The sequence below is a fragment of the Henriciella mobilis genome (assembly GCF_003576285.1).
GTDB classification, from domain to species: Bacteria; Pseudomonadota; Alphaproteobacteria; order Caulobacterales; family Hyphomonadaceae; genus Henriciella; species Henriciella mobilis.
Genome location: NZ_QWFX01000005.1, coordinates 379,346 through 404,416 on the forward strand (window position 1 = coordinate 379,346; position 25,071 = coordinate 404,416).

The 25,071-nt window shown below is 61.6% G+C and carries 25 protein-coding genes; 10 read left to right on the forward strand and 15 right to left on the reverse strand.

All coding sequences use genetic code 11. From position 1 onward, the window contains the following. The first annotated feature begins 9 nt into the window (after positions 1-9). Entirely contained in the window at positions 10-1,878 is a 1,869-nt protein-coding gene (locus tag D1223_RS01850) for a M2 family metallopeptidase (protein WP_119374703.1), read from the forward strand. A 54-nt stretch (positions 1,879-1,932) separates the two neighbouring features. Here the strand turns inward: D1223_RS01850 and D1223_RS01855 are convergent, their stop codons facing one another. Together D1223_RS01855 and D1223_RS01860 are read right to left on the reverse strand one after the other, a co-directional pair. Then, a complete protein-coding gene (locus D1223_RS01855; protein WP_119374704.1) occupies positions 1,933-2,436 on the reverse strand; it encodes a thermonuclease family protein in 504 nt (167 codons plus the stop codon). An 86-nt stretch (positions 2,437-2,522) separates the two neighbouring features. Beyond that, entirely contained in the window at positions 2,523-3,491 is a 969-nt protein-coding gene (locus D1223_RS01860; protein ID WP_158588367.1) for a M20/M25/M40 family metallo-hydrolase, read from the reverse strand. 74 nt (positions 3,492-3,565) lie between these two features. Here D1223_RS01860 and D1223_RS01865 point away from each other — a divergent pair, with 74 nt between their 5' ends. After that, positions 3,566-3,799 carry a BolA family protein gene (locus D1223_RS01865; RefSeq protein ID WP_119374706.1) on the forward strand — a complete coding sequence of 78 codons (234 nt, stop codon included), beginning with the start codon at positions 3,566-3,568 and terminating at the stop codon, positions 3,797-3,799. A gap of 3 nt (positions 3,800-3,802) precedes the next feature. On the opposite strand, the gene D1223_RS01870 is transcribed toward D1223_RS01865, so the two are convergent. The 3 genes from D1223_RS01870 to D1223_RS01880 all read right to left on the reverse strand — a co-directional run bounded on the left by D1223_RS01870 (position 3,803) and on the right by D1223_RS01880 (position 7,292). Beyond that, positions 3,803-4,519 (reverse strand): PAN/Apple domain-containing protein, encoded by a 717-nt coding sequence (locus D1223_RS01870; RefSeq protein WP_119374707.1) that lies wholly within the window; start codon positions 4,517-4,519, stop codon positions 3,803-3,805. Between the two features lie 68 nt (positions 4,520-4,587). Then, positions 4,588-6,405 carry an ABC-F family ATP-binding cassette domain-containing protein gene (locus D1223_RS01875; RefSeq protein ID WP_119374708.1) on the reverse strand — a complete coding sequence of 606 codons (1,818 nt, stop codon included), beginning with the start codon at positions 6,403-6,405 and terminating at the stop codon, positions 4,588-4,590. 47 nt (positions 6,406-6,452) lie between these two features. After that, complete coding sequence (locus D1223_RS01880) at positions 6,453-7,292, reverse strand: ABC transporter permease (RefSeq protein ID WP_119374709.1); 840 nt, start codon at positions 7,290-7,292, stop codon at positions 6,453-6,455. Positions 7,293-7,521: 229 nt separating this feature from the next. Between D1223_RS01880 and D1223_RS01885 the strand changes: the two genes are divergently transcribed. Then, positions 7,522-8,046, forward strand: coding sequence for a GcrA family cell cycle regulator (locus D1223_RS01885; RefSeq protein ID WP_119374710.1), 525 nt, complete (start codon positions 7,522-7,524; stop codon positions 8,044-8,046). Between the two features lie 69 nt (positions 8,047-8,115). Here D1223_RS01885 and D1223_RS01890 read toward each other — a convergent pair whose 3' ends face one another. From D1223_RS01890 to D1223_RS18695, 10 genes are all read right to left on the reverse strand, one after another. Then, positions 8,116-9,867, reverse strand: a complete 1,752-nt coding sequence (locus tag D1223_RS01890; RefSeq protein WP_119374711.1) for a cation:proton antiporter domain-containing protein — start codon at positions 9,865-9,867, stop codon at positions 8,116-8,118. Positions 9,868-10,002: 135 nt separating this feature from the next. After that, entirely contained in the window at positions 10,003-10,683 is a 681-nt protein-coding gene (locus tag D1223_RS01895; RefSeq protein WP_233352999.1) for a TorF family putative porin, read from the reverse strand. Between the two features lie 157 nt (positions 10,684-10,840). Beyond that, positions 10,841-11,653: an SDR family NAD(P)-dependent oxidoreductase gene (locus D1223_RS01900; RefSeq protein WP_119374712.1), complete on the reverse strand. Its 813-nt coding sequence runs from the start codon at positions 11,651-11,653 to the stop codon at positions 10,841-10,843. 74 nt (positions 11,654-11,727) lie between these two features. After that, positions 11,728-12,768 (reverse strand): hypothetical protein, encoded by a 1,041-nt coding sequence (locus D1223_RS01905; protein ID WP_119374713.1) that lies wholly within the window; start codon positions 12,766-12,768, stop codon positions 11,728-11,730. Positions 12,769-12,774: 6 nt separating this feature from the next. Then, entirely contained in the window at positions 12,775-13,239 is a 465-nt protein-coding gene (rlmH, locus tag D1223_RS01910) for a 23S rRNA (pseudouridine(1915)-N(3))-methyltransferase RlmH (RefSeq protein WP_119374714.1), read from the reverse strand. Between the two features lie 23 nt (positions 13,240-13,262). Beyond that, positions 13,263-13,670 (reverse strand): ribosome silencing factor, encoded by a 408-nt coding sequence (gene rsfS / locus D1223_RS01915; RefSeq protein WP_119374715.1) that lies wholly within the window; start codon positions 13,668-13,670, stop codon positions 13,263-13,265. 39 nt (positions 13,671-13,709) lie between these two features. Then, positions 13,710-14,330 carry a nicotinate (nicotinamide) nucleotide adenylyltransferase gene (nadD, locus tag D1223_RS01920; RefSeq protein ID WP_233353000.1) on the reverse strand — a complete coding sequence of 207 codons (621 nt, stop codon included), beginning with the start codon at positions 14,328-14,330 and terminating at the stop codon, positions 13,710-13,712. 15 nt (positions 14,331-14,345) lie between these two features. Further along, the gene (locus D1223_RS01925) at positions 14,346-15,632 is read right to left on the reverse strand and encodes a glutamate-5-semialdehyde dehydrogenase (RefSeq protein ID WP_233353001.1); all 1,287 of its coding nucleotides are present in this window, start codon (positions 15,630-15,632) and stop codon (positions 14,346-14,348) included. A 74-nt stretch (positions 15,633-15,706) separates the two neighbouring features. After that, the gene (locus D1223_RS01930; protein ID WP_233353002.1) at positions 15,707-17,161 is read right to left on the reverse strand and encodes a TrkH family potassium uptake protein; all 1,455 of its coding nucleotides are present in this window, start codon (positions 17,159-17,161) and stop codon (positions 15,707-15,709) included. A gap of 47 nt (positions 17,162-17,208) precedes the next feature. Further along, a complete protein-coding gene (locus tag D1223_RS18695; RefSeq protein WP_147372641.1) occupies positions 17,209-17,472 on the reverse strand; it encodes a hypothetical protein in 264 nt (87 codons plus the stop codon). 50 nt (positions 17,473-17,522) lie between these two features. Between D1223_RS18695 and D1223_RS01935 the strand changes: the two genes are divergently transcribed. Genes D1223_RS01935 through mraY form a run of 7 tightly spaced genes read left to right on the forward strand, consistent with a single transcriptional unit; the run spans position 17,523 to position 25,065 of the window. Beyond that, positions 17,523-18,017 (forward strand): division/cell wall cluster transcriptional repressor MraZ, encoded by a 495-nt coding sequence (locus D1223_RS01935; RefSeq protein ID WP_158588368.1) that lies wholly within the window; start codon positions 17,523-17,525, stop codon positions 18,015-18,017. Further along, complete coding sequence (gene rsmH / locus D1223_RS01940) at positions 18,017-19,009, forward strand: 16S rRNA (cytosine(1402)-N(4))-methyltransferase RsmH (RefSeq protein ID WP_119374718.1); 993 nt, start codon at positions 18,017-18,019, stop codon at positions 19,007-19,009. The genes D1223_RS01935 and rsmH overlap by 1 nt, the downstream gene beginning before the upstream one ends. Further along, positions 19,006-19,323, forward strand: a complete 318-nt coding sequence (gene ftsL, locus D1223_RS01945; protein ID WP_119374719.1) for a cell division protein FtsL — start codon at positions 19,006-19,008, stop codon at positions 19,321-19,323. Before rsmH ends, ftsL begins: the two co-directional genes overlap by 4 nt. Continuing rightward, positions 19,316-20,968, forward strand: coding sequence for a peptidoglycan D,D-transpeptidase FtsI family protein (locus tag D1223_RS01950; protein ID WP_119374720.1), 1,653 nt, complete (start codon positions 19,316-19,318; stop codon positions 20,966-20,968). The genes ftsL and D1223_RS01950 overlap by 8 nt, the downstream gene beginning before the upstream one ends. Further along, positions 20,965-22,398 carry a UDP-N-acetylmuramoyl-L-alanyl-D-glutamate--2,6-diaminopimelate ligase gene (locus D1223_RS01955; RefSeq protein ID WP_119374721.1) on the forward strand — a complete coding sequence of 478 codons (1,434 nt, stop codon included), beginning with the start codon at positions 20,965-20,967 and terminating at the stop codon, positions 22,396-22,398. The genes D1223_RS01950 and D1223_RS01955 overlap by 4 nt, the downstream gene beginning before the upstream one ends. Next, positions 22,395-23,882: a UDP-N-acetylmuramoyl-tripeptide--D-alanyl-D-alanine ligase gene (locus tag D1223_RS01960; RefSeq protein ID WP_119374722.1), complete on the forward strand. Its 1,488-nt coding sequence runs from the start codon at positions 22,395-22,397 to the stop codon at positions 23,880-23,882. The genes D1223_RS01955 and D1223_RS01960 overlap by 4 nt, the downstream gene beginning before the upstream one ends. Further along, on the forward strand, positions 23,872-25,065 hold the full coding sequence (gene mraY, locus D1223_RS01965; protein ID WP_119374723.1) for a phospho-N-acetylmuramoyl-pentapeptide-transferase: 1,194 nt from the start codon (positions 23,872-23,874) through the stop codon (positions 25,063-25,065). Before D1223_RS01960 ends, mraY begins: the two co-directional genes overlap by 11 nt. Positions 25,066-25,071: the final 6 nt, after the last annotated feature.

Sequence of the window (25,071 nt, forward strand, 5' to 3'; positions counted from 1 at the left end):
GTTCCCCGAATGAAAATCAGACTGACCCAGGTGAGTGCGTCCGTTCTTGGCCTCGCGCTCCTGTCCGGCTGCGTGAACAAGGCTGAAGACCTGCCGCCCGCCGAGGCGCCGCCGCCCCCGCCAATTGCCGATGCGGATGACGGCCCGACGGTCGCCGAGGCCGAGGCTTTCATCGAACGCGCTGAAGCCGAACTTGCGGCCATGTCGAAGGAAATCAGCCCCATCTTCTGGGAGCAGGCGACCAATATTACCGATGAGACCAACGCCGCCGCAGCGGAGGCCGGCGCGCGCGCAACCAAGCTTTCGGTGTCGCTGGCGAACCAGTCGAAAACGTTCAACGAAGTCGATCTTCCGGCCGAGCTCGCGCGCAAGATGCAGCGTCTCCAGTCCGGCATAACCATTCCGGCGCCCTCCGCCGAAGGGGCCGCTGAGGAGTTGTCGGAGATCACGACAGGTCTGGAAGCCACCTATGGCACCGGCTCCTTCACCTATAAGGGCGAGGAGCTGAACCTCGACCAGCTCTCCACCATCATCGAGACCAGCCGCGACCCGGACGAGCTGAAGGCCGTCTGGGAAGGCTGGCGCACCATCTCCCCACCGATGCTGGTGGACTACGCCCGCATGGTCGCGATTGCGAATGAGGGCGCCAATGAGCTTGGCTACGACAATCTCAAGACGATGTGGCTATCGACCTATGACATGCCGCCGGAAGAGATGGCCGATGAGGTTGACCGGCTTTGGCAGCAGGTCTCGCCGCTCTACGAGGAATTGCACTGCTATGTCCGCGGTGAGCTGAACGACTATTATGGCGACGAGATCCAGCCCGCGACGGGGCCGATCCGGGCTGACCTTCTCGGCAATATGTGGTCGCAGAGCTGGTCGAACATCTATCCGCTCGTCGAGCCCGAGGGCCTGCCAGGTCAGGGCTACAATCTCTCAGAGGAGCTGGTCGACGCCGGCTATGACCCGATCAGGATGGTTGAGACCGGAGAGGCCTTCTTTACCTCACTCGGCTTTGACCCGCTGCCGGAGACCTTCTGGGAGCGCAGCATGATCGTGCGCCCCGAGGACCGTGAGGTTGTCTGCCATGCTTCGGCCTGGAACCTCGATGATGAGGAGGATGTGCGCATCAAGATGTGTACGGAGGTCAATGCGGAGGACTTCTACACCGTTCACCACGAACTCGGTCACAATTTCTACCAGCGCGCCTACAAGGACGCTGATTACCTCTACAAGACCGGCGCCCATGACGGCTTCCATGAAGCGGTGGGCGATTTCATCGCCCTGTCGATAACACCGGTATACCTCGAGAAAATCGGCCTCATCTCGGACGCCCAGATTCCGGGCGAGGACGCAGACATCGCGCTTCTGCTCAACACGTCGCTCGACAAGATCGCCTTCCTGCCTTTCGCGCTGACGGTGGATAGCTGGCGCTGGGACGTACTCGATGGCACGACCGAGCCTGAGGACTACAATCGGCACTGGTGGGCACTGCGCACGAAGTATCAGGGGATCGTTCCGCCTGGCCCGCGCCCGGAGAACGCCTTCGACCCCGGGGCGAAGTACCACATTCCCGGCAACACGCCCTACCTTCGCTATTTCCTGAGCTACATCATGCAGTTCCAGTTCCATAAGGCGGCCTGTGAGCAGGCCGGATGGGATGGCCCGCTGCACCGCTGCTCGATCTATGGAAACGAAGAGGTCGGCAAGCGCTTTGAGGCGATGCTCGCCATGGGTGCGTCGGAGCCCTGGCCGGATGTGCTGGAGACCTTCACGGGCACGCGCGAGATGGATGGATCGGCGATTGTCGAGTATTTCGACCCGCTGATCACCTGGCTTGAAGACGAGAATGAAGGCCGCAGCTGCGGCTGGAACTAGGCTGGCAACCTGGCGCAGAAACGAGTGCCCCGGGCCGTTTGGTCCGGGGTTTTCTTATGAGCACCAGCCGCGCTGATGCTGGCCCCAGCGGTGGGCAAGCCCCTCATCGACCAGCCTGTCGCCAACCGAGCGGCCATTGACGGTCGCAACGCGCAGCAGGCGGCCATACTTGTCGCGATCGCGTGACGAAGAGGTCTGAAGCGCGACCTCGCCCTCGTTCAGAAGTTCGGTCAGCCGGTGCGTGGCGCGCTCACCGAGGACGCGTTCCCAGTCGCATCCAGGCGAGAACACTTCGGGAGCGTCAATATCGGCAAGGCGGATCTTCTCACCCGTTGCCCAGATCGTGTCGCCATCAACAACGCAGTTCATGCGAAGCCCGTTGCCGCATTCGGCAAAGCTGATTGGGCCGGGCAGCGGCGTCACGTTGGCCTTCTCGCGACCGAAATAGGAGATGGCGAGCGCGACGGCGAGCAGGATGAGAAGCGGGATGAGCGATACGTCGCCACCCTGGACGCGTAACCAGCGTCCAAAGAAAAAGGACCTGACGAGGCGAACCATGATGCGGGCTCCCGGCTGAGACCCCGCAAAAGTCTTTCCAAAAGGTTACGAAAACCTTTCCGGTTTCCTTCTATCGCAGCTCGTCCCTATTGCTCGGCCATCCACTGGTCGGCGGCCTCGGCCATCAGGATCACGGTATCGACACAGCGCGCAAACGTGACCGGGTCGATCTTGTCGAAAGTGTCGCTTGGTTGGTGATAGTCGGGATGATCCTCGACACCGAGATAGATGATCGGGATACCGGCGCGCAGAAAGGGGGCGTGATCGGACTGTAGCGACCAGTCCTGCTCGCCCCATTCCGGACTGTCATGGCCGCGCTTCAGCGTGATTGGCGCGCCTTCCGCGACACTGTCGATCAGCGGGACGAGGTCAGGATAGTGATAGCCGCCCACGGCATAAAGCTCGCCCTTGTCGGCGCGCGCGACCATGTCGAGGTTGAGGTTCAGGGCCAGACGGTCCTTCAGTGTTTCCGGCATGGCCTGGACGAAATAGGCCGATCCGGTAATGCCTCGCTCCTCGGCATCAAAAAAGACGAAGACAATTGTGCTTTCGGGCGGATTGGCCTTGAACCAGGCGGCCGTCTCCAGCAGGGCGGCCACGCCGGACGCGTTGTCGTCGGCGCCGTTGTAGATTTCGCCGCCATCCATGCCGAGATGATCGTAGTGGGCGGACATCACAATGACCGGCGCATCCGCGCCGAGGTTGCCTTCAATGGAGGCGATCAGGTTTGTGCCGCGCACTTCCAGGTTCGGCTGGTCGAACCGGCCTGCGGCGAAGGGCGCTTGGTAGCCATTATCGAAGTACGGGTCGACGCCCAGTGCCTGCAATTGCTCCACGATCAGGGCCTGCGCTTTCAGGTTGCCGGGCTCGCCTGTACGGCGTCCCTCGAATTCGTCCGATGAGAGCGTTTCGAGATTGGCGATGGCGCGTCCGGCATCATGATACGCCGCCTGGTATCCGGCCGGTTCGACCGGCGCGGCAGGGGCCTGCTCTGCCGCTGGCGCATTCGAACAGGCAGCCAGCAAGAGCATAGCAGCGAAGAGGGATCGGATCATCGGGAAGGCCTCCACAGGAACTGGCTTGACCCTAGAGAGATTGAACGCCATGTGCCAGCCGAAGGAGACAGCCCATGGCCATGGATCGTGCAACACTTGAAACGCATCTCAAGGAAGCGTTCCCGGACGCAGAGATCACGCTCACCGACCTTGCTGGAGACAATGATCACTGGCAGGCGGAAATCGTGTCGGAGCAGTTCAAAGGCGTCTCGCGCGTCAAGCAGCACCAGATGGTCTATGCCGCGCTGAAGGGAAAGATGGGCGGCGAGCTGCACGCCCTTGCTCTCAAGACAAGCGCGCCCGCCTAGGCCTCAATTTTCAGAATCTTCGGTTTCGGCCTCTTCGGGAAGCTGACCGGATGGCAGGCGGCCCTGCAGCCCCGCATTGTCCTTGTAGTCGGCTGGAAGCGTTTCCAGGTGCTGGACCGAATACACCGGAATGCCGTCCTGGCGGCGCCTTGGCAGTGGCCGCGTGCCTTCCGGCGGCAGCGTGTAGGTTCCCGACTCCTCGCTGCGGCGCAAGCCAGGCCAAGGCCGGTCGGCATCACCGATCGAAGCCGGCTGAGCGGGCAGTGGCCGGCGATCCGGTTCATCCATTCGTTGCTGCTGGATACTACCCGTCGGCGCGGGTCTTGGCGCGGCAGGCTGTGCGACAGGCGGGCGGGCTTCGGCCGCTTGCGGCTGTGAGGGGGGCGGGGGCGTGTAGGCCACGCTGACTGGGGCGCTCGATCGCTTCACAATGCCTGAGATGGCGGCGACGCGTTCGACAGGCGGGCCGTCGACCGACTTCAGTTCACACTTCGGCCCGGCCCGGAAGGTCGGCGGCGTCAGTGACCAGGCACGGCATTGCGCATCACTTTCGCAGGTCGCCGCGCAGGCGTCAGGCGTCGAGCCTCGCAAGGTCGCATAGGTTCCAGCCGGGCGGTATGTATCTCTCTCACGGGCCGGCCCGTTACCGTCCGCTACTGCTGGCAGGATTGCCAAGGCCAGCATCGAAAAGGATGCAAGGGTACGGATCTTCAGGGACATTCACGCGCGCTTTCAGACCAAACCGGTCTCCTGATTTATCAGTCCAGCCCTTAAGGATGGGTTAGGCGTCAGCCCTTGGCGGCGATCTCTTCTTTCAGCGCCTCGATCTCCAGCCAGTCTTCCTCAGCCTTATCAAGGTCTGCCCGCGCTTTATTCAGGCGCCCGGTCAGTTGCTCGAACTTTTTCGGGTCCGCGCTGAACAAGTCGGGATCGCCCAGTTGTTTCTCGAGGTCTGCAATTTCCGCTTCCAGGCGAGGCAGAGCGGCTTCGACTTCCTTGAGCCGGTGCTGGTCCTTGAAAGAGAGTTTGGCTTCACGTTTGGGGGTGTGAGCGGGCGCCTGGGCCTTGGGTTTGTCCTGCGGCGGTGGCGCGGCGGCCTTGCGGGAGGTCAGTGATGGCACCTGCTGCGCGGCATCGCTCCACCCGCCTGCCGTTTCGACCCATTTTCCCTTGCCCATCGGCACCAGGCAGGAGGTGACAATCGCATCGAGGAAGGCGCGGTCGTGGCTGACCAGGATCAGCGTGCCGTCAAACTCGCTAAGCATCTCCTCCAGAAGGTCGAGCGTCTGCATGTCCAGATCATTGGTCGGTTCGTCGAGGACCAGAACGTCAGCGGGTTTTGCAAGCGCGATGGCGAGGGTCAGCCGGTTGCGCTCACCGCCGGACAGGGCCGAGACGGGCTGGCGCAGCTGTTCAGGCGAGAACAGGAAGTCCTTGGCGTAGGCGGCGACATGCTTCGACTTGCCTTGCACCATGATCGCGTCGCCGCCAGCAGGCGCGAGCGCCTCCCACAGCGTATCGCTTGGTTTCAGGGTTTCCCGCGTCTGGTCCAGATAGGTCACTGTGAGGGCCTGGGAGAGTTTTACCGAGCCCTTGTCCGGCGCGATTTCCCCTAGCAGGAGCTTGAGCAACGTCGTCTTGCCGACACCATTGGGTCCGACAATGCCGATGCGGTCGCCCTTCAGGATACGCAGTGACAGGTCATCAACGATGATTGTGTCGCCGAACGCCTTTGACAGGCCGAAGGCTTCCAGCACCTTGCGGCTCTGGCTGTCGCCGCTTTCGGCCGAGAGGCCGGCCGTGGACTTGCTCTCGTTTAGCAACGACTTCTGTTTTGCGTGCTGGGACCGCAGCTCATGCAGCCGGGCCAGCCGGCCCATGTTCCGCTTGCGCCGTGCGGTCACGCCGCGGGCGAGCCAGTGCTGCTCCTCCTTCAGCTGCGTCTTCATGCGCTGCAGCTGCTTTTCCTCTTCGGCCTCGATGCCGGCTGCCCAGTCGTCGAAGTCGGCATAGCCGCGCGGCGACTTCCAGACCTTGCCCTGCCGCAGCCAGAGCGTGGTCGTCGTGACGTTTTCCAAGAAGCGCCTGTCGTGACTGACCAGCAAGACCGCGCCAGGAAAGGATTTGAGACGTTCTTCCAGCGTCTCGATCATCGGCACATCGAGATGGTTTGTCGGCTCATCGAGCAAAAGGATGTCGGGGTCCTTCGCAAAGGCGCGGGCGAGGGCTGCCCGGCGGATCTGGCCGCCTGAAAGCGTTTTCGGACTTGCCGTCGGATCGATGCCGAACAGGCCAAGCTCTGCCTCGGCCATCCAGGTTTCATCGGCGCCTTCGCTAGCATAGTCGAGCACCGTGTCGAACGCCGAGAGATCAGGCTCCTGTTCGACAGTGGCGACCACCGTACCAGGCTGCAGCCAGAGCTCCCCGGCATCCGGCTCGTGCCGGCCCGTGACGAGCCGCATCAGCGTCGACTTCCCCGCGCCGTTGCGTCCGACAAGTGCAGCGCGCTCGCCCTTCGCCAAGGTAAACGTCACACCTGTGAAGATCGGCGTGCCGCCGAAGGTCAGCTCGACATCGGCCAGACGGAGGATGGGAAGTTCTGCCATATTGTGTGTGGTGCGCGTGCTTGGCGCGGCTCGTCAAGCCGGTCCTGTCAGGCCTTGAGCTTGTAGCCGATGCGGAACAGCCACCAGACCCAGACACCAGCGAGGAATGTGAACACGCCGGACGCGATCGCACCTACCATCAGGTCTGAGTTCGACACGCCAATGAAACCGGCGCGGAAACCGTCGATCAGATAGAAAATCGGGTCGAAATGGGCTGCTGACTGGAACGGTTCGACGAGCACCTTGATGTCGTAGAAGGTGCCGGACAGGAAGGTGAGCGGCACGATGACGAAATTGGTAACAGCAGCTAGGTGGTCGAACTTCTCAGCCCAGATGCCGCCAACGGCCCCAAGGGCTGCGAGGAAGATGGTCGCCATCAGGCTGAACCAGATCACCGGCCAGATGTTCGCGATGTCGAGACTGGCCAGACCCGAGAAATGAATGGCAAGCGCACCGATGATGCCAACCATAAGTCCTCTTGTGACAGCGCCGAAAATAAAGCCGAGCGTGAGCTCGAGCGGTGAAAGCGGCGGCATGAGGAAGTCGACCTGGCTGCCCTGTACTTTGGCGATGGTCAGCGATGAAGACGTGTTCTGGAAAGCGTTCTGCAGCATCGACATGATGACCAAGCCGGGCGCGAGGAAAGAATTGTAGTCTAGGCCGGCAAAGTCGCCTGTCAGCTCACCGCGATTGCCAAAGGCAAGCTTGAAGACAGTCATGAAGAGCAGTGTCGTGATAACGGGCGCAAACAGCGTCTGCATCCAGACCTTCAGGAAACGGCCCACCTCGCGCTTGTAGAGTGTCCAGAGGCCGATCCAGTTGATCGCGCCATATGATCTTGGCGGCTTCGGAAGTGGGCGGGCGGCTGCAGAAATCTCATCGGTCATCGCCGCTATTTAGGGGCGCAATCGCACAATGACGATAGGTAAGTGACGCGAATCGAATGATTTTTCTCAGCTTTCCACAGACTGCTACTAGATATAGAAAGGTTGTGGAGAAGAGATATCAGGATATTGTGTTTCATTTCGCCGCTGATACGATATCTAGGTGTTAACGGGGGTGGCTGAAATCAGCTGCTACAACATCTAGGGGTGCAAAGCGCCAGGAGGCAAGTACATGTCTTGGACGGAAGAACGCGTCGAGGTTTTGAAGAAACTCTGGGCAGAAGGTCACTCGGCCAGCCAGATTGCAAAGCAGCTTGGCGGGGTGACCCGCAATGCAGTGATCGGCAAGGTTCACAGGCTCGGCCTGTCTGGCCGCGCAACGCCATCCCGCCCGGTCAAGCGTCCGCCGCGCCTGGCGCGTCCGAAGCCGCGTATCCGGCCCGATGGTGTCTCGCCGGCAACAGAGACCAATCTCGATGAGACCCGCATTCGCCGTTCCGATCAGGACGCGATTGTCTCGGCACTGCAGCCGGCTCCTGTAGCTGACGGGGAAGCGGCGACCATTCTCACGCTGCGTGACTCCATGTGCAAATGGCCGATTGGCGATCCGGCCGATCCGAAATTCGCTTTCTGCGGACGCAAGTCGGATTGCGGTCCGTACTGTTCCGAGCACGCGAAAGTTGCCTTCCAGCCGCAACGCAAGCGTGACCGCAAGCGCAACGATGATGAAGCTTACGCCCGTCGCATCGCAGGCTAGGACGGCGCAGATTTCACCAGGTGTTTTCGTGAAGAAGCCAGTCCCCAGGGACTGGTTTCTTTGTTTTTGCTAGGCCGCTTCGGTTTCCACTGAGCTGGCCGTCTGATCGCCGGGTGCGTCGACATCGAAGCGGTCTGCCTCGCGTGACATCCATTCGACGACCTTTTCTTCGTCGACGCCGAGCTGCCGAAGCACGTCAGTTGCCATCTCGATGCCGGTCGGCAGGCCCATGGACAACCAGGCGCGCATGCCAAGCTGGCTGAACCGCTGGCGGTCGGCTTCATTGTCGACGGAAACGAAGCGCGGCGTATCGGGAAACTCCCGCTGTGCAGCAGGTGTGAGATCGCGTGACGTCTCATAGCGCGGTGCACCAATCACAACCGCACGCGGATTTGGTCCGGCAACGGCCTCGACCAGGCGGAGATTGGCTGCATTCCCGAAGGAGACCTTGTAGCCGTCCGCGATGGCCGAGACGAACCGTTCCGGCTCGGCGTCGAGGCAGACATGCGGAATGGAAAAGTCCGACAGGGCGTCGGCTGCCAGGCGCCCAGCCGGCGACATACCGAATATGATCACCGGGCGGTCTGGCGCGACGGGCGTGATTTCGTTCACCGGACGCGTCTGACCCTTGAAGATTGACGCGACCTTCCTGGACAGGCGCATGCCGGCGGAGGCCCAGACAGGCGCAACCGCAAGGGAGAGAGCGATGGCGCTGACGGCAATCGTTGCGACCAGTGGCGGGACGGCGTCGCTGGTTGCGGTTAGGATGGAAAGGACAACAAGCGTAAACTCCGATCCCTGCGCGAGCAGGAAGGTCAGCTGGACGCTCCCTGGATTGCTCCACTTGTTGAGACGGGCGGCGGCAAAGCCGAACAGGGTCTTCACAGCAAGAATGGCGGCAGCGCCCGCCAAGACGAGCGGCCAATGAGATGCGAGAACGCCGAGATCGACGCTAAGCCCGACCGACATGAAGAAGAAGGACAGGAGGAGGCCGCGGAACGGTCCCGTTTCCATCTGAACCTGGTGGCGAAACGCTGTTCCCGACACGGCGAGTCCGGCGAGGAAAGCCCCAAGCGTCAGGGACAGCCCGATCTGTGCTGTTGCCGAAGCGGCACCGAGCACAAGCAGCAGGGTGACGGCGGTGAACGCTTCCTGGTTGCGTGTCTGGGCGAGGCCCTTGAAGATCGGCCCCATCAGGTAGCGGCCAGCTGCGAAGGCTATGACGAAGGCAATGATGGCGTAGCCAGCTGCGATGGCGAGATCCAGGGCGAGCGCCATGCCATCAGTGCCCTGTCCCAGGGAGTTCGCGAAAATCAGGAGGAAGATTGCGACGATGTCCTGGAAGATGAGGACGTGCGTTGTCGAGCGGCCAAGCGGACAGGAGCCGAGGCCGCGTTCTGCCATCACGCGTGAGACAACGGCGGTCGAGGACAGGCCGAATGACAGGCCAAGGGCCAAGGCGACCGGCCATTCCAGTCCGAACAGGGCAAGCGCGATTGTGAACGGCACGCTGGTAAAGACGAGATGCGCAGGTGCGAGACCGACAAGGTCCCGGCCGCTCTCTCGTATCTCGCGCAATGACACATGCAGGCCGATGTCGAACAGCAGGAAAACAACCCCGAGTTCAGCGAGGAGGTGCGTTGTCGCGCTTTCCTCGATCAGGCCGAAGGCGTGCGGGCCGATCAGGATGCCGACAGCGAGGTAGCCAACGATTGGAGACAGTTTCAGCGCTTTGGACGCGAGTGCAGCGGCGCCGCCGGCAGCCAGCAGCGTCATCGCCGGGATCAGCGCGTCTACAGGGGTTGTTGCTGCATCAGCCATTCCAGTCTCCTGCTACTCGATATGGAGCAGCTTGGAGGCAAAAGAAAGACCGCTGCCCGACGGATCGGACAGCGGCCTGTTTTCCTGACCGGCGATTACAGGAGGGCAATGCCGGTCGGGAAGATGGGTGTCGACTTACATTGCGCGAGCAATGGTGAAGATGATGGAGCCATCATCGTCGTCGAGGTCGGTGCCGACATAGCGAAGGTCGAAATCGAAGCCTTCGGCAGACGTGGTCAGGCCGACCGAGTAGTCGGTATAGTCGACAAAGCCTTCATCCTCGTCACCGGCGGAATAACCGAGGGTCGCGTCGAGGCCGAAGCTCTCACCCAGCGGAACGCCAGCGCTGAGAGCGTAATAGAAGGCCTGGCCGGTTTCGTAGTAGAATTCCGGCGAGTAGGCGATGGACGCACCAATGTCGAGGAATTCGCCGACCGTGGTGCTGCCGCCAGCGTAAAGCTCGACGAAGTTCTGTTCCGGCTCATCCGGAGCATCCGGATAAAGGTAGTAGATCGCACCGATGTCGAGGTCGAAAACGCCAACGGTCGGTGTGAAGCCGGCGTAGATGTCGATTTCGGTCGACGTGCCGTCGCCGAAGTCCACGCCCGAAGCCCAGGTGCCGACATAGAAGGAGTCGGAAGCCCAGTCGAAGCCACCGGAAACCATCGGTGCGCCGTCGGTTTGCGAAATACCACGGAACTTGTAGTCGCTCGTCAGTGCAACGTTTGCGCTCCATTCGCCCTCAGCCAGTGCAGGGCCAGCAGCAACGGTTGCAGCGATTGCCATAACAGCAAGGCGTGTGAATGATTTGCTCATAAAGTACCTCCTTTGCATCCTCATCACGGTGCGAATTTGGAGGTGAGAGCAGGCCTTTATCTACGTTTGACAGCGTACAGACGGTAATTTTTGCGCCGCAGCACGAAATTCGGGCAGCCTGCGCAAAATCCGCCTGTAAAAAGTGCTGTTTCGGGTTTCAACGTGCGCTGAGGGGAGCGAATCCGAGGTGCATTCCGGCATCGACCAGCAGGGTTTCACCGGTCACGTGGCGCGAGCTGTCGGTCAGAAAAAACACTGCAGAATCAGCGATGTCATCGGGTCCGCTCGCAACGCCAAGCGGCGTTGTCCGGGCGACTCCCTCGGTCATGCGCTGGTACTGTTCCTCATCAAGACGATCCTTGAACCAGCGCGTTCCGATGAAGCCGGGGCAAACCGCGTTTACCCGTATCTGAGGCGCTAATGCGCGCGCCAGGGACAGTGTCATGGTGTTAAGTGCGCCCTTGGTCGCAGCATACGCGACCGAAGAGCCGATTCCGGTCACGCCGGCAATTGATGAGACATTGAGCACAGCCGAGGCGCGTCCCGTATTTTCACTCGCCTTGACCAGCAGCGGCTTGCAGGCCTGCATCATCAGGAACGGCCCGGCGACATTGATGGCATAAGTGTCCATGAAGTCCTGCCGGGTGAGGGCGTCGAGGTCAGAGTGATCCCGTGCGTGCCGCGTTATCCCGGCATTGTTGACCAGAATGTCGAGCTGGCCCCATCCGGCGGCGGCATCGGCGAGTTTGCGGCAGCCTTCCTCGGTCGATACGTCTGCGGGAACGAGCTGTGTCTGGGCACCAAGCTCGTTGCACGCTGCAACCGTCTCTTCAGCCTCGCTGATGCTGCGGGTGCAATTGACGATGAGGTCGGCGCCGCGTTCGGCGAGCTTGATGGCAATCGACCGCCCTAGGCCTGTCGCCGATCCCGTCACCAGTGCCTTGCGTCCTGCGAGATCCTTTTCAGCCATGTCTGCGTCCTCCTTTTTCCGTGTTTTCAATTGCTTTGGCGCCAGCAGCGGCGGGCGTCAAACAGAACCTCGGTTTAGCGCGCCCGAATCGACCAGGTTAGAGCGTTGTCACCTAGCTGTGCTTCGATATCCATGAAGGCCCGGTGCGAGTGCACGGCCCCTCGCCAGAGTTCGATCCAGCAGGCCAGCACCGTCTCGCGGGCCTCCTCGTCCAGCCCTCGGACGATTCGCAGGCCGGACTGTTCGATGCGGACATGATCGCCGTCCGGGATCACCTGGCAGGTGTCGCCCATGCCGGCAAACATGGCGGACAGGAACGCGGCCGCTTCCGCCGGACCGCCATCGACGGCGCCAACGCTTGCGGCCATGGCGCGGTATTGCTGCAGGCCGGTCAGCCGCGCTGAAAGCTTTCCAAGTTCCAGGGCACGCTCTCGCCCGAGCACCGCGCCCAATTCCCGCACACCGTTGCGGATGTACTCCATTGCGTAATTACGATTGGCCTTGGCGAGGCGATCCTCGTTCCATTCGCCAGGTGGCGGAGCTGGCTGGGCATCAGGGTCGTAGGGCGGCGGCGATTCGTCAGGACGGAACTGCAGGCGCTCATCCGGCGTGAGATCTTGGTCGAATTCCTGGAAATAGCCGCATAGGCCGAACTGCCCTGTCATGTCTTCGGAAACGCATACAAAGCCGAGCCTCGGATTCCTTAGGCTGACGCCGTTCTGGGCGTACCAGCCTTTCAGAAAGCCGCGGCTCGCCTCAACCGGTACGCCGCAGATCGCGGGGCCGGCATACATCCAGCGCGGATAGCGAAACCGCACCCAAGCCTTGGTGTCGCTCTCTTCCATGTATTCGACGCCGACCCCGCCCATATTGTTGGACAGGACATGGTAGCGTGCGCAGGCCACTGCGTCGGGAAGACCGTCCAGGCCGAGTTTCCGGAAGCTGGAGAGAAACTTCTCTTCATGCTGGGCGCGAAACAGCCGGAACATCCAGTCACCGACAATCTTCGGGCCTTCGCGTGTGGCGACCATCAGTTCCAGGCCAAGCAGGTATTGGTGGTGCAGGTCGGCCTGTGCCCGGATGGCGGCGAGAGTCTTTTCGGATGCTTCGGACATGGCGGATCAGGCCTTGTGATAGGGCAGGCCGGCTTCGATGCTGACGGCCCGGTACAGCTGCTCGGCCAGCATGGCGCGCACCATCCGGTGAGGCCAGGTCTGTTTCCCAAAGGCCATGGTTTCCGGCACGGCCGACTGAATGGCCTTGCCATAGCCCTCCGCCCCACCGATCAGGAAACAAAGGTCGGGCACGCCGCGGTCGCGTAGGGTGGCTATATATGTCGAGAAGGCTTCGGACCGATGTTCGCGGCCATGTTCGTCGAGACGGATGGTGTGGGCACCTTGTGGCAGTTTCGCGAGAAGCCGTTCGGCTTCTGCCTCCATGCCCCCGCCGCTGTCGACCTCAATCAGGTCGATCGAGCGAAACCCGAGCGCACGTCCTGCTTTGCGGAAGCGGTCGAGATAGTCGTCGCAAAGCTCAGCTTCAGGGCCGGATTTCAAACGTCCGACGGCAAGAATGGTAATACGCACGGATCCCGTTCAGCCGACGGCGCTCAGGCGTGGCCGTGGGCGCTGTCGTCAGACCAGATCTTTTCAAGATTGTAGAAGGCGCGAACTTCCGGACGGAACAGGTGAACGATGATGTCACCGATATCCAGCAGGACCCAGTCTGCGTTGGGAAGGCCTTCCAGCTTGATCGGACGGCCGGTGGCATCCTTGACGGTTTGTGCCAGGTGATCGGCAATAGCGGCCACGTGCCGGGCGGAACGTCCGGACGCAATGATCATGATATCGGCTAGAGAAGATTTACCTTCGAGATTGATGACAGTGATGTCTTCAGCCTTGTCATCCTCGAGCGAGCTTATGACGGTATCGGCAAGCGCGCGGATATCGTCAACGCTGACAGTGGCGGCCTTGAGTGGCTGCGTGTGGGTAGCAGGCAGGGTTTCGGTTCCTTTCATCTCGAGTCACTAATTTATAGCACGCGTTGCCCTTGCCCTCTAGCGTTTTTGGGCGGCAGTCCGCAGTTCTGTCGAGGACGTCCGGTCGAAGGGGGCTTTCAGATAGACCCAGGCAGGCGGTTCGCAATCGGCCAATAGAGCCGCATCCCGTTCGCGCAGGCGGCAGGATGCATAACGGTGCGCGAAGGGCGAGCGCAAGGCACGCGGGCCAGCTGAGGGGCGCGATACAACGCAGATCGGCAGTGTTTCGGCAACCTGCTGCCAACGGTACCAGTCATGAAAGTTCATCAGGCTGTCTGCGCCCATCAGCCAGACAAAATTCGCATGCGGACAGTGTTGGATAAAGTGACCGAGCACATCAGCCGTGTAGCGTACGCCGGCCCAGTGTTCAAAATCGCTGACAAACATGTTCGGGTGATGACCGATCAGTTCGCGCACGGCATGCAGACGTTCGTAGAAATCGGCCGGTGCCTGTTTCAGCGGGTTGCCGCGCGCAGGGAGCCAGTAAATCCAGTCCAGCTTCAGACGCTTCAGCGCAGTTTGTGCGACGTGCATGTGCCCTGAATGCGGTGGGTCGAAACTACCGCCAAGCAGGCCAATCCGCTGGCGTGTGCCGGATGGCGGCAACGTCCGCACGGGTGGAAGAAAGGCTGAACTCAACAGACAGGGGCCATACTAGGGACGTGTCTCGCCATGGCCACGAACGACGTATTTGAAAATGGTCAGCTGTTCGGCTCCGACAGGGCCGCGCGCATGGATGCGGCCGGTTGCGATCCCGATCTCGGCCCCCATGCCAAATTCACCGCCATCGGCAAACTGGGTCGATGCGTTGTGAATGACGATGCCAGCATCGACCTGGTTGAGGAAACGTTCAGCTGTTGATGCGTTTTCGGTTATGATCAGTTCGGTATGGCCGGTGCCGTAATAGGCGATGTGATCGAGTGCGGCATCGAGGTCATCGACAATTCGTACCGAGAGGATAGGGGCGAGGTACTCCGTTCGCCAATCTTCTTCGGTCGCCGGTGTCATATCCGGCAGGATCGCGCGAGCCGCATCGTCTCCGCGCAGTTCGCAACCTGCGTCGCGCAAGGGTGCAGCGATCGCGGGCAGGAGGGTCATGGCGACAGTGCGATTGACCAGCAGTGTCTCAAGAGCGCCGCACACACCGGTTCGCCGCATTTTGGCATTGAGCACAATATTGACTGTTTTTTCCGGATCGGCATCAGCGTCGACATAGGCGTGGCACAGGCCTTCAAGGTGCCCGATGACCGGCACGCGAGCATCCTGCTGGACGCGTGAGACCAGGCCTTTGCCGCCGCGTGGAACGATGACGTCGATCTGTCCCTGCAGGCCCGTCAGCATGTAACCGACCGCATCGCGGTCCGTTGTGTTGACCAGCTGGATTGCGTCCTGCGGCAGTCCAGCGCCCTTGAGGCCGGAGCGCAAGGCCGTTGCGATGGCCAGGGCCGACTGCAAGCTTTCACTGCCGGCCCGGAGAATGGCGGCATTGCCAGAGCGCAAGCAGAGCGCGGCAGCGTCAGCGGTCACGTTCGGGCGGGCTTCATAGATGATGCCGATCACTCCAAGCGGCGTGCGTACGCGGGCGATGTCCAGCCCGGACGGGACTGTCCAGCGGGCGATTTCCGCACCGACCGGGTCCGGCAGGGCAGCTACTTCGCGGACGGCCTTGGCAATTGACTTCACGCGCCCTGAATCCAGCGCCAGCCGGTCCAGCATGGCGGGGGTGAGTCCCTTTTCCCGCGCAGCGGCCATATCCCGCTTGTTTGCGTCGAGGATCAGACTCTCGGCCGCCTCGAGCGCGCTTGCCATGGCTTCAAGCCCTTCGGTGCGCTGCTTGGGAGACAGGGTCGCAAGCCGGGTCGATGCGGTACGCGCCCGGTGGCCCATGTCGAGCATGGATTCTTCAAGTGTCATCTCGTGCGAACGGGAAATCTGGCTCATGGGCAGCGTTTTGCCGCAAAGCTGCGGGTGCCGCAACTATACGATTGCGCAAGCTTTTCTGCAGCCAACTCTGTTCAGCCGCGCCAGAAGCGCGCGGTCAGCAGAGTGAAAACGGCGACGAATTCAAGCCGGCCGAGCAGCATCGCGGTCAGGCAGACCCATTTTGCCATGTCGGAAAGCGGCTGGAATGTGCCGGACGGGCCGATCTTGGGGCCGAGGCCTGGGCCGACATTGGACACCGATGTCGCCGATGCCGAGATCGACGTCAGAAGGTCTTCGCCCGTCATAGAGATCAGGATCGCGGCAACAACGAAGGTCGCCATGTAGAGAAAGACGAACACCATCACCGATTGCAGCGTGTCTGACGGAATGGTGCGCCCGGCATAGCGGATACGGACCACCCGGTTGGGGCGGACGATCTGGGCGGCATAGGCGAGCACAGCCTTGAAGCTGATTTCCAGCCGGAACATCTTGATCCCGCACGCTGCTGAGCCCGCGCACCCGCCAAGAAAGGTTGCGATCAGGAAGACCACGACCGCCGGCTCTCCCCAGGTGTCGTAGGGCGCCGAGGCATAGCCTGTCCCGGTCATGATCGAGATGATGTTGAAAAGGGCTTGCCGAAAGCCGTGGAAGATATGGTCGAAGATCGGCGGATCGACGACTGCCTCATGCCAAACGACGATGGCCGTCGCGAAGCCCAGGGCCAGGAAGGCATAGAGGCGGGGCTGGGGGTCGCTCAGCATGGGGCGCCACCGGCCATGCAGGATCAGCAGTGTCAGCAAGCTGAAGGGTAGCCCGGCAATGAACATGAAGACTGTTGCGGCATAAGCGGCCGGGGTGTCGGAGAAATGGGCGAAGGACGCATCATGGGTGGAGTAGCCACCTGCGGACATGGTTGTCATGGAATGCGCGATGGCGTCGAAGGCGGACATGCCACATGCCGCGTAGCTGAGCGCGCAGGCGATCGAAATGATCACATAGACAATGCCAGTCTGCGCGGTGATTTCCGTGATGCGCGGCAGAACCTTTCCGGACACGTCGGAGCTTTCGATCTGGAACAGCTGCATGCCCCCGACGCGGAGCATGGGCAGGATGGCAATGGCCGTCACGATAATGCCGATGCCGCCGATCCACTGGAGGATGGCGCGCCAGAGCAGGATTCCACGGGCGGTCGTGTCGAGGCCTGTCATCACGGTCGCCCCGGTCGTGGTCAGACCGGACACGGCTTCGAACATCGCATCGGTGAAGGACATGCCATAACTCATGAACGGGAAGGTCGCGATGACGGGCAGGACAATCCAGATGAGGGTTGTCAGCAGGAAAGCTTCTCGGGTCGTGGTCGATGGCGGCGCCCCGCCGGACAGGACAGCCAGACCAGAGCCGATAAGGATGCTGATGGCCGACGATATCAGGAAGATGTGCCAGTCTTCCGACCCGTCAGCGATGTCGAGCAGCGCGGACGGAATCATCGCAATGCCCAGCAGGGCAATCATCAGGCCGATGGCAAATATGACGGCGCGAACTTGCATGTCGGCGAGCCCTTACCACTGAAAGTCCTGAGAAGCCGTCAATTTCTTCATCCTTGCCAATTGCCTGGGCAAGCTGATGGGCGGCCACGCAGCGTATCGTTTCGCCTGCAAAAAAATCTGTGCTTTTCTTTCGCTTCCTTAACACTCTGTAAATCAAGAGTTTTCAGAAGGTTAACGCGCCAAATCGCCAATGTTTGCGGCGTGCGTTCCGATATTTTCGCAATATGTTCTTTTTTTGATCTCTTGTGGAGCAAGCGAATCGTCAGGCTTGCCCATTGGTTCCCAAGTAAGCCCATGCTATCCCAAATCATGATGAGATTGTCCCAAGAAGTGGGGCAATGGGGCACAAGGGAATCGGTTGGTGTTTGTTTCCACCTACGAAACATCGCTCGATGCAAAGGGCCGGGTTTCCGTGCCCGCCCCCTTCCGCGCGGCCCTGTCGGGCGGAAACCGCGTGTTCCTGTGGCCTGCCATTGACGGGTCCGGCTGTCTTGAGGGTGGCGGTGACGAGCTGATGTCCCTCTACCGCCAGACCCTTGCGCGCATGGCACCAAACGATCCCAACCGGCGCGCTTTCATGCACACCATCTTCACCCGGTCTGCGGATCTGAAAATGGATGATACCGGCCGTATCACCATCCCGCCGGCACTGCTGAAGGCGGCCGGAATCGAGAAGCAACTGGTCTTTGCCGGTTCGTTTGATCGTTTTCACATCTGGGAACCGTCCCGCTTCGCTGAATTTGACGCGCAGATGGCCGAAACGGCGCGCGACAATCAGGACGCGATGGCTGAGCCGTTCCAGCAGGCGATGGCTGCGGGTGGGCTGCCCGGGCTCGGCAAGGCAGGGGGCGAGTGATGGGGCACAAGCCGGTTCTTCTGGATGAAGTTGTCGCTGCCATGGCGCCCAAGACTGGCGAAGTGCTAGTCGACGGGACCTATGGCGGCGGGGGATATGCTCGCGCGCTGCTGGCCGCCGCCAAGTGCCGCGTGATCGGTATCGACCGCGATCTCGACGCCATTGAGCGTGCCTCCGCCGCGGCTGAGGCGGAAGATCGTCTCATTCCTGTCCTTGGCCGGTTCGGCGATATGCGCTCGCTGGTCAACGAAGCAGGGTTCGAAACCGTTGATGCCATCACGCTCGATCTTGGCGTGTCCTCCTTCCAGCTCGACCAGGCGCATCGCGGCTTTTCCTTCATGCGCGACGGGCCGCTCGACATGCGTATGGGCCGGTCCGGGCCAAGCGCGGCTGACGTCGTCAACCAGATGGATGAGCGTGATCTCGCAACCATCTTCTTCCGTCTGGGCGAGGAAAAGCAGTCGCGGCGCATCGCGCGTGCGATTGTGCAGCGCCGCCTTAAGGCTCCCTTCACCACAACCCTCGATCTTGCCGACCTGATCGAAGAGGTTCTCGGCGGCCGGCGCGGGGCTCGCACTCATCCGGCCACAAGGAGCTTCCAAGCGATCAGGATGTTCGTGAATGACGAACTTGGCGAGCTCGCACGGGCGCTTGAAGCGTCGGAATTGCTTCTGAACGAAGGCGGACGGCTCGTCATTGTGACCTTCCATTCGCTGGAGGACAGGATGGTGAAACTCTTCATGCGCGAACGTTCCGGCCTTCAGGGCGGCGGCTCGCGCCATTTGCCTGAAAAGGAAGACGCAGCGCAGCCAAGCTTCGACATGCCGTCGAAAAAGGCCATCGAGCCGTCAGACGCCGAGCTGGAGGTCAATCCCCGGGCGCGCTCATCGAGGCTGAGGGTCGCTGTCCGGACCGATGCGCCTGCCATGGTGCGGCCGGTGAGTGCGGGCGTCGATCTGCCGTCGCTTGAGCTGGTGGAGGCTTCCTCATGAGCCGGCGCGCATTCCTGATTGGTCTGGCCGTTATCGGGTTGCTGATTTTCAGCCTGTACCGGGCAAAGTACGGCGCGCGCGAAAGCGCCGAAGAGATAGCGGCTGTTGAAGCCGAAATCGCTGACGCCATTGAGGAGCGCAAGGTATTGCTCGGTGAGCTGAGCCACCTGTCACGCCAGGAGTGGATCGAGGAATTCGCCCGCAACGAGCTTGGCATGGTCCCAGCCCGCGCAGAGCAGTTCGTGCGCGCTGACGATCTCGACCGGGTCATTGGGCCCGCCGAAAAGACGGACGGGGAGGCGGGCGATGAGTGATGTCGTGCTTGCCAGTCCGGCTGAGGGCGCTTCACTGCGCACCAAGCTGGTGTCCATGTCCCTGTGTCTTGTCTTCGGAATTATAGCCGTGAAGGCGGGCATGGTTGCCATCAACGGCCCGGAGGGCGAGGCTGGCGTTGCCCGTGCATTCGAGCAGCCCGTCCAGCGTGCAGACATTGTCGACCGGGACGGGGAGCTTCTGGCGACATCCGTTGCGGTCTATTCGCTGTTCGCCGATCCTCGCGCGATCTGGGATCCGGCCGATGTTGCCACTGGCCTCGCCAAGGTTTTTCCGGATCTCGATGTCGATGAGCTGACGGCTGATCTCGGTAATCGGGACCGGGCCTTCGTCTGGGTGCGTCGCGGTCTGACGCCGCGCCAGCGCCAGGCGGTTTATGAGCTTGGTCTGGAGGGGCTTGGCTTCCGTGAGGAAAGCCGGCGGGCCTATCCGCGCGGTACGCTTGCCGGGCACGTTCTCGGCTATGCCGGCACGGACGGGCAGGGCCTGGCCGGTGTGGAATATGCGCGCGATGGCGATCTTGCCAATGGTGGCGACCCTCTCAAGCTGACCATCGACTCCAACGTCCAGTTCGCGCTCGAGGCGGAGCTTTCGGCTGCTGCCGGGGAGTATGATATTGAGGGCGGCGCAGGCGTTGTCCTCAATGCGCGCAACGGTGAAGTGCTTGCACTGGCCAGCTGGCCGCCGATTGATCCGAACCGTGCACACGAGCTTTCCATGGACGATCCGGCGCGGCTTAACCGGGCCTCCGGCGCCGTGTTTGAACTCGGGTCAGTCTTCAAGCCGCTGACAGTCGCCGCCGGACTCGATACTGGCGCAATCCGGCCGAGCGACCAGTTCGATGTTCGTGAGCCGCTCGTCATTGCCGGGCGCATGATCGACGACACGCACCCAATCGGTGGTCATGCGACGCCAACGAAGATCGTGGCCGAAAGCTCGAACATCGGCACCGTGAAGATTGCCGTGATGCTTGGTGCGCGCCGACAGCAGGAAATGCTCGCCAATCTCGGTCTTTTCGAGCGCTCGCCGATCGAGCTGGCAGGCAGTGCGGCGCCGATCCTGCCGCAGCAATTCGATGAGATCCATGCTGCGACCGTCAGCTATGGCCACGGTATTGCCGTGTCGCCCATCGCTTTTGCCAGCGCCTTTTCGATCTTCGCGAATGGCGGGGAGCTGGTCGAGCCGACCATTATCATGGATGGCAAACGCCGGCGCACACGCCGCGTGATATCCGCGCCGACAGCAGCTCTCGTGACCGCGATGCTGCGCGATGCTGTCCTCAGCGGCACGGGCGAACATGCCGAAGTGGCGGGCTACCGGGTGGCCGGTAAGACTGGCACCGCGGAAAAGCCCGTTGCGGGCGGTTATTCCGACGAGGCCAACATGGCCTCCTTCGCTGCCATCTTTCCGGCAGACAGCCCTGATTATGTCGTATTGATCGTGCTCGATGACCCCAAAGAAGGAGCGAGTCGCGGACGCACAGCAGCATGGAATGCGGCGCCGACGGCTGGCCGGGTGATCGAACGCATTGCGCCCATGCTGGGTGTCGAGCCTAAATTCGAGCAGCTGGATCCGGTCGAAGGCCCGATGGTTCGCTCCGTCTCTGAGAGAAGGAGTTCGCTATGAATCTGACTGATCTGTTTCCTGGGCGCGACCTGCCCGCCATCGAGGTGGCCGGCCTGTCTGCGGATAGCCGGAAGGTAAAGCCCGGCTTCATCTTTGCCGCCTTGCAGGGTGTCGCCGCCGATGGGCGGGACTATGTTCCGCAAGCGATTGCGAATGGTGCGATTGCCGTGATTGGCAAGGATCTGCCGGCGCTGGGCGATGCCGTCGCAATCGATGTGGACGAACCGCGCCTGACTCTGGCTGAAGCGTCGGCCGCGTTCTATGGACGCCAGCCGGAAACGGTCGTTGCTGTGACGGGAACGAATGGGAAAAGTTCGACTGTCGATTTCCTGCGCCAGATCTGGGCAGCGTCGGGCCTCACTTCAGCTTCAATGGGCACGCTTGGTGCGATCGGTCCGTCGGGCCGGATCGATCTTGGGCATACGACGCCGGATCCTGTCGCGATCCATGAAACGCTCGCCACGCTCGCCGATCAGGGGGTAACGCATTGCGCCATGGAGGCGTCTTCCCACGGCCTGGTTCAGTACCGTCTCGACGCGGTCAAGCTGGCGGCCTGCGCCTTCACGAACCTGACGCAGGACCACCTCGACTATCACAACACGATGGAGGAGTACCGCGAAGCGAAGCTGCGGCTCTTCTCCGAGCTTACACCGCCCGGATCGCCGGCAGTGGTCAATGCCGACAGCCCGGAGCGCGGCGCCTTTGAGGCGGCGGCAAAGGCGGCCGGGTTGCGCCCGGTCTCCGTCGGCTGGCGTGGTGACGACCTGAAGATCGAGGAACTGATGCCGCGCGCGACCGGGCAGAAGCTGTTCCTGAAATGGCGCGGCGAATCCTTGGAGGTCGAGCTGCCGCTGATCGGTGAGTTCCAGGCCCTGAACGCTCTGACGGCAGCCGGCCTCGCACTTTCCCTTGGCGCGTCTGTGGCTGACGTTTGCAAGGGCATGGCGCAACTGGAGCCGGTCAAGGGGCGCCTGGAGTTTGTTGGCGAGACCAAGGATGGCGCGGGTGTCTTCGTTGACTATGCGCACACGCCGGACGGCCTTGATGTTCTGATCCGAGCGGCGCGCCCGCACACCGCCGGCAAGCTGGTCGTGATATTCGGCTGTGGCGGCGACCGCGATCGCAAGAAGCGCCCGCTCATGGGTGAGATTGCAGCAAAGCATGCAGATGTCGTGATCGTCACCGATGACAATCCGCGCTCTGAAGATCCGGCTTCCATCCGCAAGGCGATCCTGGAAGCGGTTCCGAACGGTGTCGAGATTGGCGATCGCGGTGAAGCGATCCGCAAGGCTGTCGCCGAGCTCAGCAAGGGCGACACGCTGCTGATCGCTGGCAAAGGCCATGAGACCGGGCAGATCATCGGCTCGACCGTCATTCCGTTTTCCGATCAGGAGGCTGCAAAGGCCGCGCTGGAGGGCGTCAACGCATGACACGCCCGCTCTGGTCCTCCGATGAGATCGCTGCCGCAACGGGTGGCAAGGTCACCGCACCGTTTGAGGTGACAGGCGTTTCTATCGATACGCGCACGCTCGAGCCGGGTGACCTGTTCGTCGCGCTGACCGATGTGCGCGACGGCCACGACTTCGTTTCCAACGCATTCGAGGCGGGGGCAAGCGCAGCCCTTGTCAGCCGTCCGCTCGAGGGCGTCGACGGCCCGCTGGTCATTGTCGATGACGTGCTGACGGCGCTTGTCGCCATGGGTGTGTTCGCACGCGAGCGCGCCGAAAACGCTGTGCGTATCGCGATCACCGGTTCCGTTGGCAAGACGTCTGTCAAGGAGATGATCGCTCGGATTCATCGCGGACAGGGCAAGGCGCACTGGTCGGTCAAGAGTTTCAACAATCACTGGGGTGTCCCACTGACGCTGGCGCGCATGCCGGCCGAGACGGAATTCGCCGTGTTCGAGATCGGTATGTCCACGCCGGGTGAGATCGCCCCTCGCTCGCACATGGTGAAGCCGCACGTGGCCGTCATCACGAAGATTGCGCCGGCTCATCTGGAGGGCGTCGGTTCCATTGAAGGGGTGGCACGCGAAAAGTCTGATATCGCTGCAGGCCTCATTGAGCCGGATGGCGTCGTCGTGCTGCCGGCGCGCGATGCGATGCTTCCCAGTCTTGTCGATCACGTCCGCGGGCTGAAGCCGGACGCTGCCATCGCCGTGTTCGGCCAGGATGGAGATGGCGCGAAGCTGGACTGGATAGAGAATCGCGACGGCTGGTCCTGGGTGGAATCCTATTCGACCGCTGGCGGCATGAGCCACATCGCGCTCGATACGCTGACCTGCAAGCTCGACGTAGAAATCCATGCGGTAGGCGAGCACTGGGCCGACAATGTCGCCTGCGCGCTGCTCGCGGCTAGGCTCAACAGTTCGATCGACCTCTATCAGGCCGCCCTCGACCTTTCAGGCTATGCCCCGCCGCCCGGACGCGGAACGGCCGAGACGCTTGCACTGCCCGACGGCGGCGAGGTGATTCTCGTAGACGATGCGTACAATGCGAACCCCGCCTCCATGCGCGCAGCGCTATCAAGCTTTGCAGCCCGCAAGGGTGCAAGGCATGTCGTCGCGCTAGGGGAAATGCTCGAAGTCGGCGCGACTTCAGAAGCTGAGCATCGCTCGCTCGCGGAGCCGATCCTCGCCTCCGGCGCCACTGTTGCGTTTCTCGCGGGAGAGGGGATGAGGCCGCTTGCAGATTCGCTTGAAGGGAGAATCGAGACCCATTGGGCGGTCAAGGCAAATGAGCTGGATTCGCTTGTTAAAATCTCCTTAACGAACGGCGATCTCCTCTTGATCAAAGGCTCGAATGCATCCGGGATGGGCCGGCTCGCTGAAAGACTGCGCCAATGGAGCGCTGCAGGCGGGCAGGTGATGGATGGTGGCCCAGAACGGGCCGCAGGGGGTGCGAATGCTGTATGAGCTGCTAGCAGCCGATGACGGGCTTTTCCGCCTGTTCAACTATACGACGTTCCGGACCGGTGGTGCGGTCGTCACGGCGTTTCTTTTTTCTGTTCTGACGGGCGACTGGATCATCAACCAGCTTCGCGCACGCCAGGGCAAGGGCCAGCCGATTCGTGACCTCTCTCTGGAAGCCCAGCTGTCCAAGCGCGGAACGCCAACCATGGGCGGTTTCCTCATCTGGATCGGCATTCTCGTCGGTACGCTTCTCTGGGCCGACCTCGGTAATCCGTATATCTGGACGGTCCTTTTCGTCAGTCTGTCCTATGCGTTTCTCGGGTTTTTCGACGATTATGCGAAAGTCACCAAGCAGACGGATGCGGGGGTGTCGGCGAAGGTGCGCCTGCTGATCGAGTTCCTTGTCGCGGCGCTCGCAGGCGCTTTCATCATGGGGATTCACGGCGCTCATACGCCGCTCGGCCATGCTGAGTGGGGACCGCTGAACGACCTGGCGCAGGCGATTGCATCACTGGCGCCGGAAACCTCCGTCGAGCCGAACGACCAGAGCTTTTCGGGTGGTGTCGCCGTGCCGTTCGTGAACGATTATTTCGTGCCGCTGGGCGGGCTGTTCATTGTCTTCGCAATGATCGTGATTGTCGGCGCAGCCAATGCCGTGAACTTTACCGATGGTCTCGACGGGCTCGCCATCGTGCCGATGATGTTTGCCGCCGCCTCCTACGCTCTGATCGCCTACCTGACCGGCAACTTTGTTTTCGCTGACTATCTCGGCATCCAGTTCACGCCCGGCGCGGGTGAAATGGGCGTCCTGCTCGGTGCCATGATCGGCGCTGGCATGGGGTTCCTGTGGTACAATGCCTATCCGGCAAAGGTCTTCATGGGCGACACCGGCTCGCTTGGTCTTGGCGGCCTCATTGGCGTGGTCGCTGTCGCGGTGAAACACGAATTTGCCCTTGCCATTATTGGCGGCCTCTTCGTCATTGAGGCGCTTTCGGTGATGATGCAGGTGTCCTGGTTCAAGATCACTCGCAAGCTGACCGGCACTGGCAAGCGTATCTTCCTGATGGCACCGCTGCATCATCATTTCCAGAAGCAGAACTGGCCGGAAACCCGTGTGGTTGTCCGCTTCTGGATACTGTCCGTCCTGTTCGCCCTCGCGGGCCTTGCAACACTGAAGCTGAGGTGAGGCAGG

Excerpts from the sequence above, each read along its gene's own strand:
- D1223_RS01960 (WP_119374722.1), top strand. The coding sequence starts at position 22,395 with ATGACACGCCCGCTCTGGTCCTCCGATGAGATCGCTGCCGCAACGGGT.
- D1223_RS01955 (WP_119374721.1), top strand. The coding sequence starts at position 20,965 with ATGAATCTGACTGATCTGTTTCCTGGGCGCGACCTGCCCGCCATCGAG.
- D1223_RS01895 (WP_233352999.1), bottom strand. The coding sequence starts at position 10,683 with ATGAGCAAATCATTCACACGCCTTGCTGTTATGGCAATCGCTGCAACC.
- ftsL (WP_119374719.1), top strand. The coding sequence starts at position 19,006 with ATGAGCCGGCGCGCATTCCTGATTGGTCTGGCCGTTATCGGGTTGCTG.
- D1223_RS01900 (WP_119374712.1), bottom strand. The coding sequence starts at position 11,653 with ATGGCTGAAAAGGATCTCGCAGGACGCAAGGCACTGGTGACGGGATCG.
- D1223_RS01865 (WP_119374706.1), top strand. The coding sequence starts at position 3,566 with ATGGCCATGGATCGTGCAACACTTGAAACGCATCTCAAGGAAGCGTTC.
- D1223_RS18695 (WP_147372641.1), bottom strand. The coding sequence starts at position 17,472 with ATGATTTGGGATAGCATGGGCTTACTTGGGAACCAATGGGCAAGCCTG.
- D1223_RS01860 (WP_158588367.1), bottom strand. The coding sequence starts at position 3,491 with ATGATCCGATCCCTCTTCGCTGCTATGCTCTTGCTGGCTGCCTGTTCG.
- D1223_RS01930 (WP_233353002.1), bottom strand. The coding sequence starts at position 17,161 with ATGCAAGTTCGCGCCGTCATATTTGCCATCGGCCTGATGATTGCCCTG.
- D1223_RS01925 (WP_233353001.1), bottom strand. The coding sequence starts at position 15,632 with ATGAGCCAGATTTCCCGTTCGCACGAGATGACACTTGAAGAATCCATG.
- D1223_RS01905 (WP_119374713.1), bottom strand. The coding sequence starts at position 12,768 with ATGTCCGAAGCATCCGAAAAGACTCTCGCCGCCATCCGGGCACAGGCC.
- mraY (WP_119374723.1), top strand. The coding sequence starts at position 23,872 with ATGCTGTATGAGCTGCTAGCAGCCGATGACGGGCTTTTCCGCCTGTTC.
- D1223_RS01875 (WP_119374708.1), bottom strand. The coding sequence starts at position 6,405 with ATGGCAGAACTTCCCATCCTCCGTCTGGCCGATGTCGAGCTGACCTTC.
- D1223_RS01870 (WP_119374707.1), bottom strand. The coding sequence starts at position 4,519 with ATGTCCCTGAAGATCCGTACCCTTGCATCCTTTTCGATGCTGGCCTTG.
- D1223_RS01950 (WP_119374720.1), top strand. The coding sequence starts at position 19,316 with ATGAGTGATGTCGTGCTTGCCAGTCCGGCTGAGGGCGCTTCACTGCGC.
- D1223_RS01880 (WP_119374709.1), bottom strand. The coding sequence starts at position 7,292 with ATGACCGATGAGATTTCTGCAGCCGCCCGCCCACTTCCGAAGCCGCCA.
- D1223_RS01885 (WP_119374710.1), top strand. The coding sequence starts at position 7,522 with ATGTCTTGGACGGAAGAACGCGTCGAGGTTTTGAAGAAACTCTGGGCA.
- rsfS (WP_119374715.1), bottom strand. The coding sequence starts at position 13,670 with ATGAAAGGAACCGAAACCCTGCCTGCTACCCACACGCAGCCACTCAAG.
- D1223_RS01890 (WP_119374711.1), bottom strand. The coding sequence starts at position 9,867 with ATGGCTGATGCAGCAACAACCCCTGTAGACGCGCTGATCCCGGCGATG.
- D1223_RS01855 (WP_119374704.1), bottom strand. The coding sequence starts at position 2,436 with ATGGTTCGCCTCGTCAGGTCCTTTTTCTTTGGACGCTGGTTACGCGTC.
- D1223_RS01850 (WP_119374703.1), top strand. The coding sequence starts at position 10 with ATGAAAATCAGACTGACCCAGGTGAGTGCGTCCGTTCTTGGCCTCGCG.
- rsmH (WP_119374718.1), top strand. The coding sequence starts at position 18,017 with ATGGGGCACAAGCCGGTTCTTCTGGATGAAGTTGTCGCTGCCATGGCG.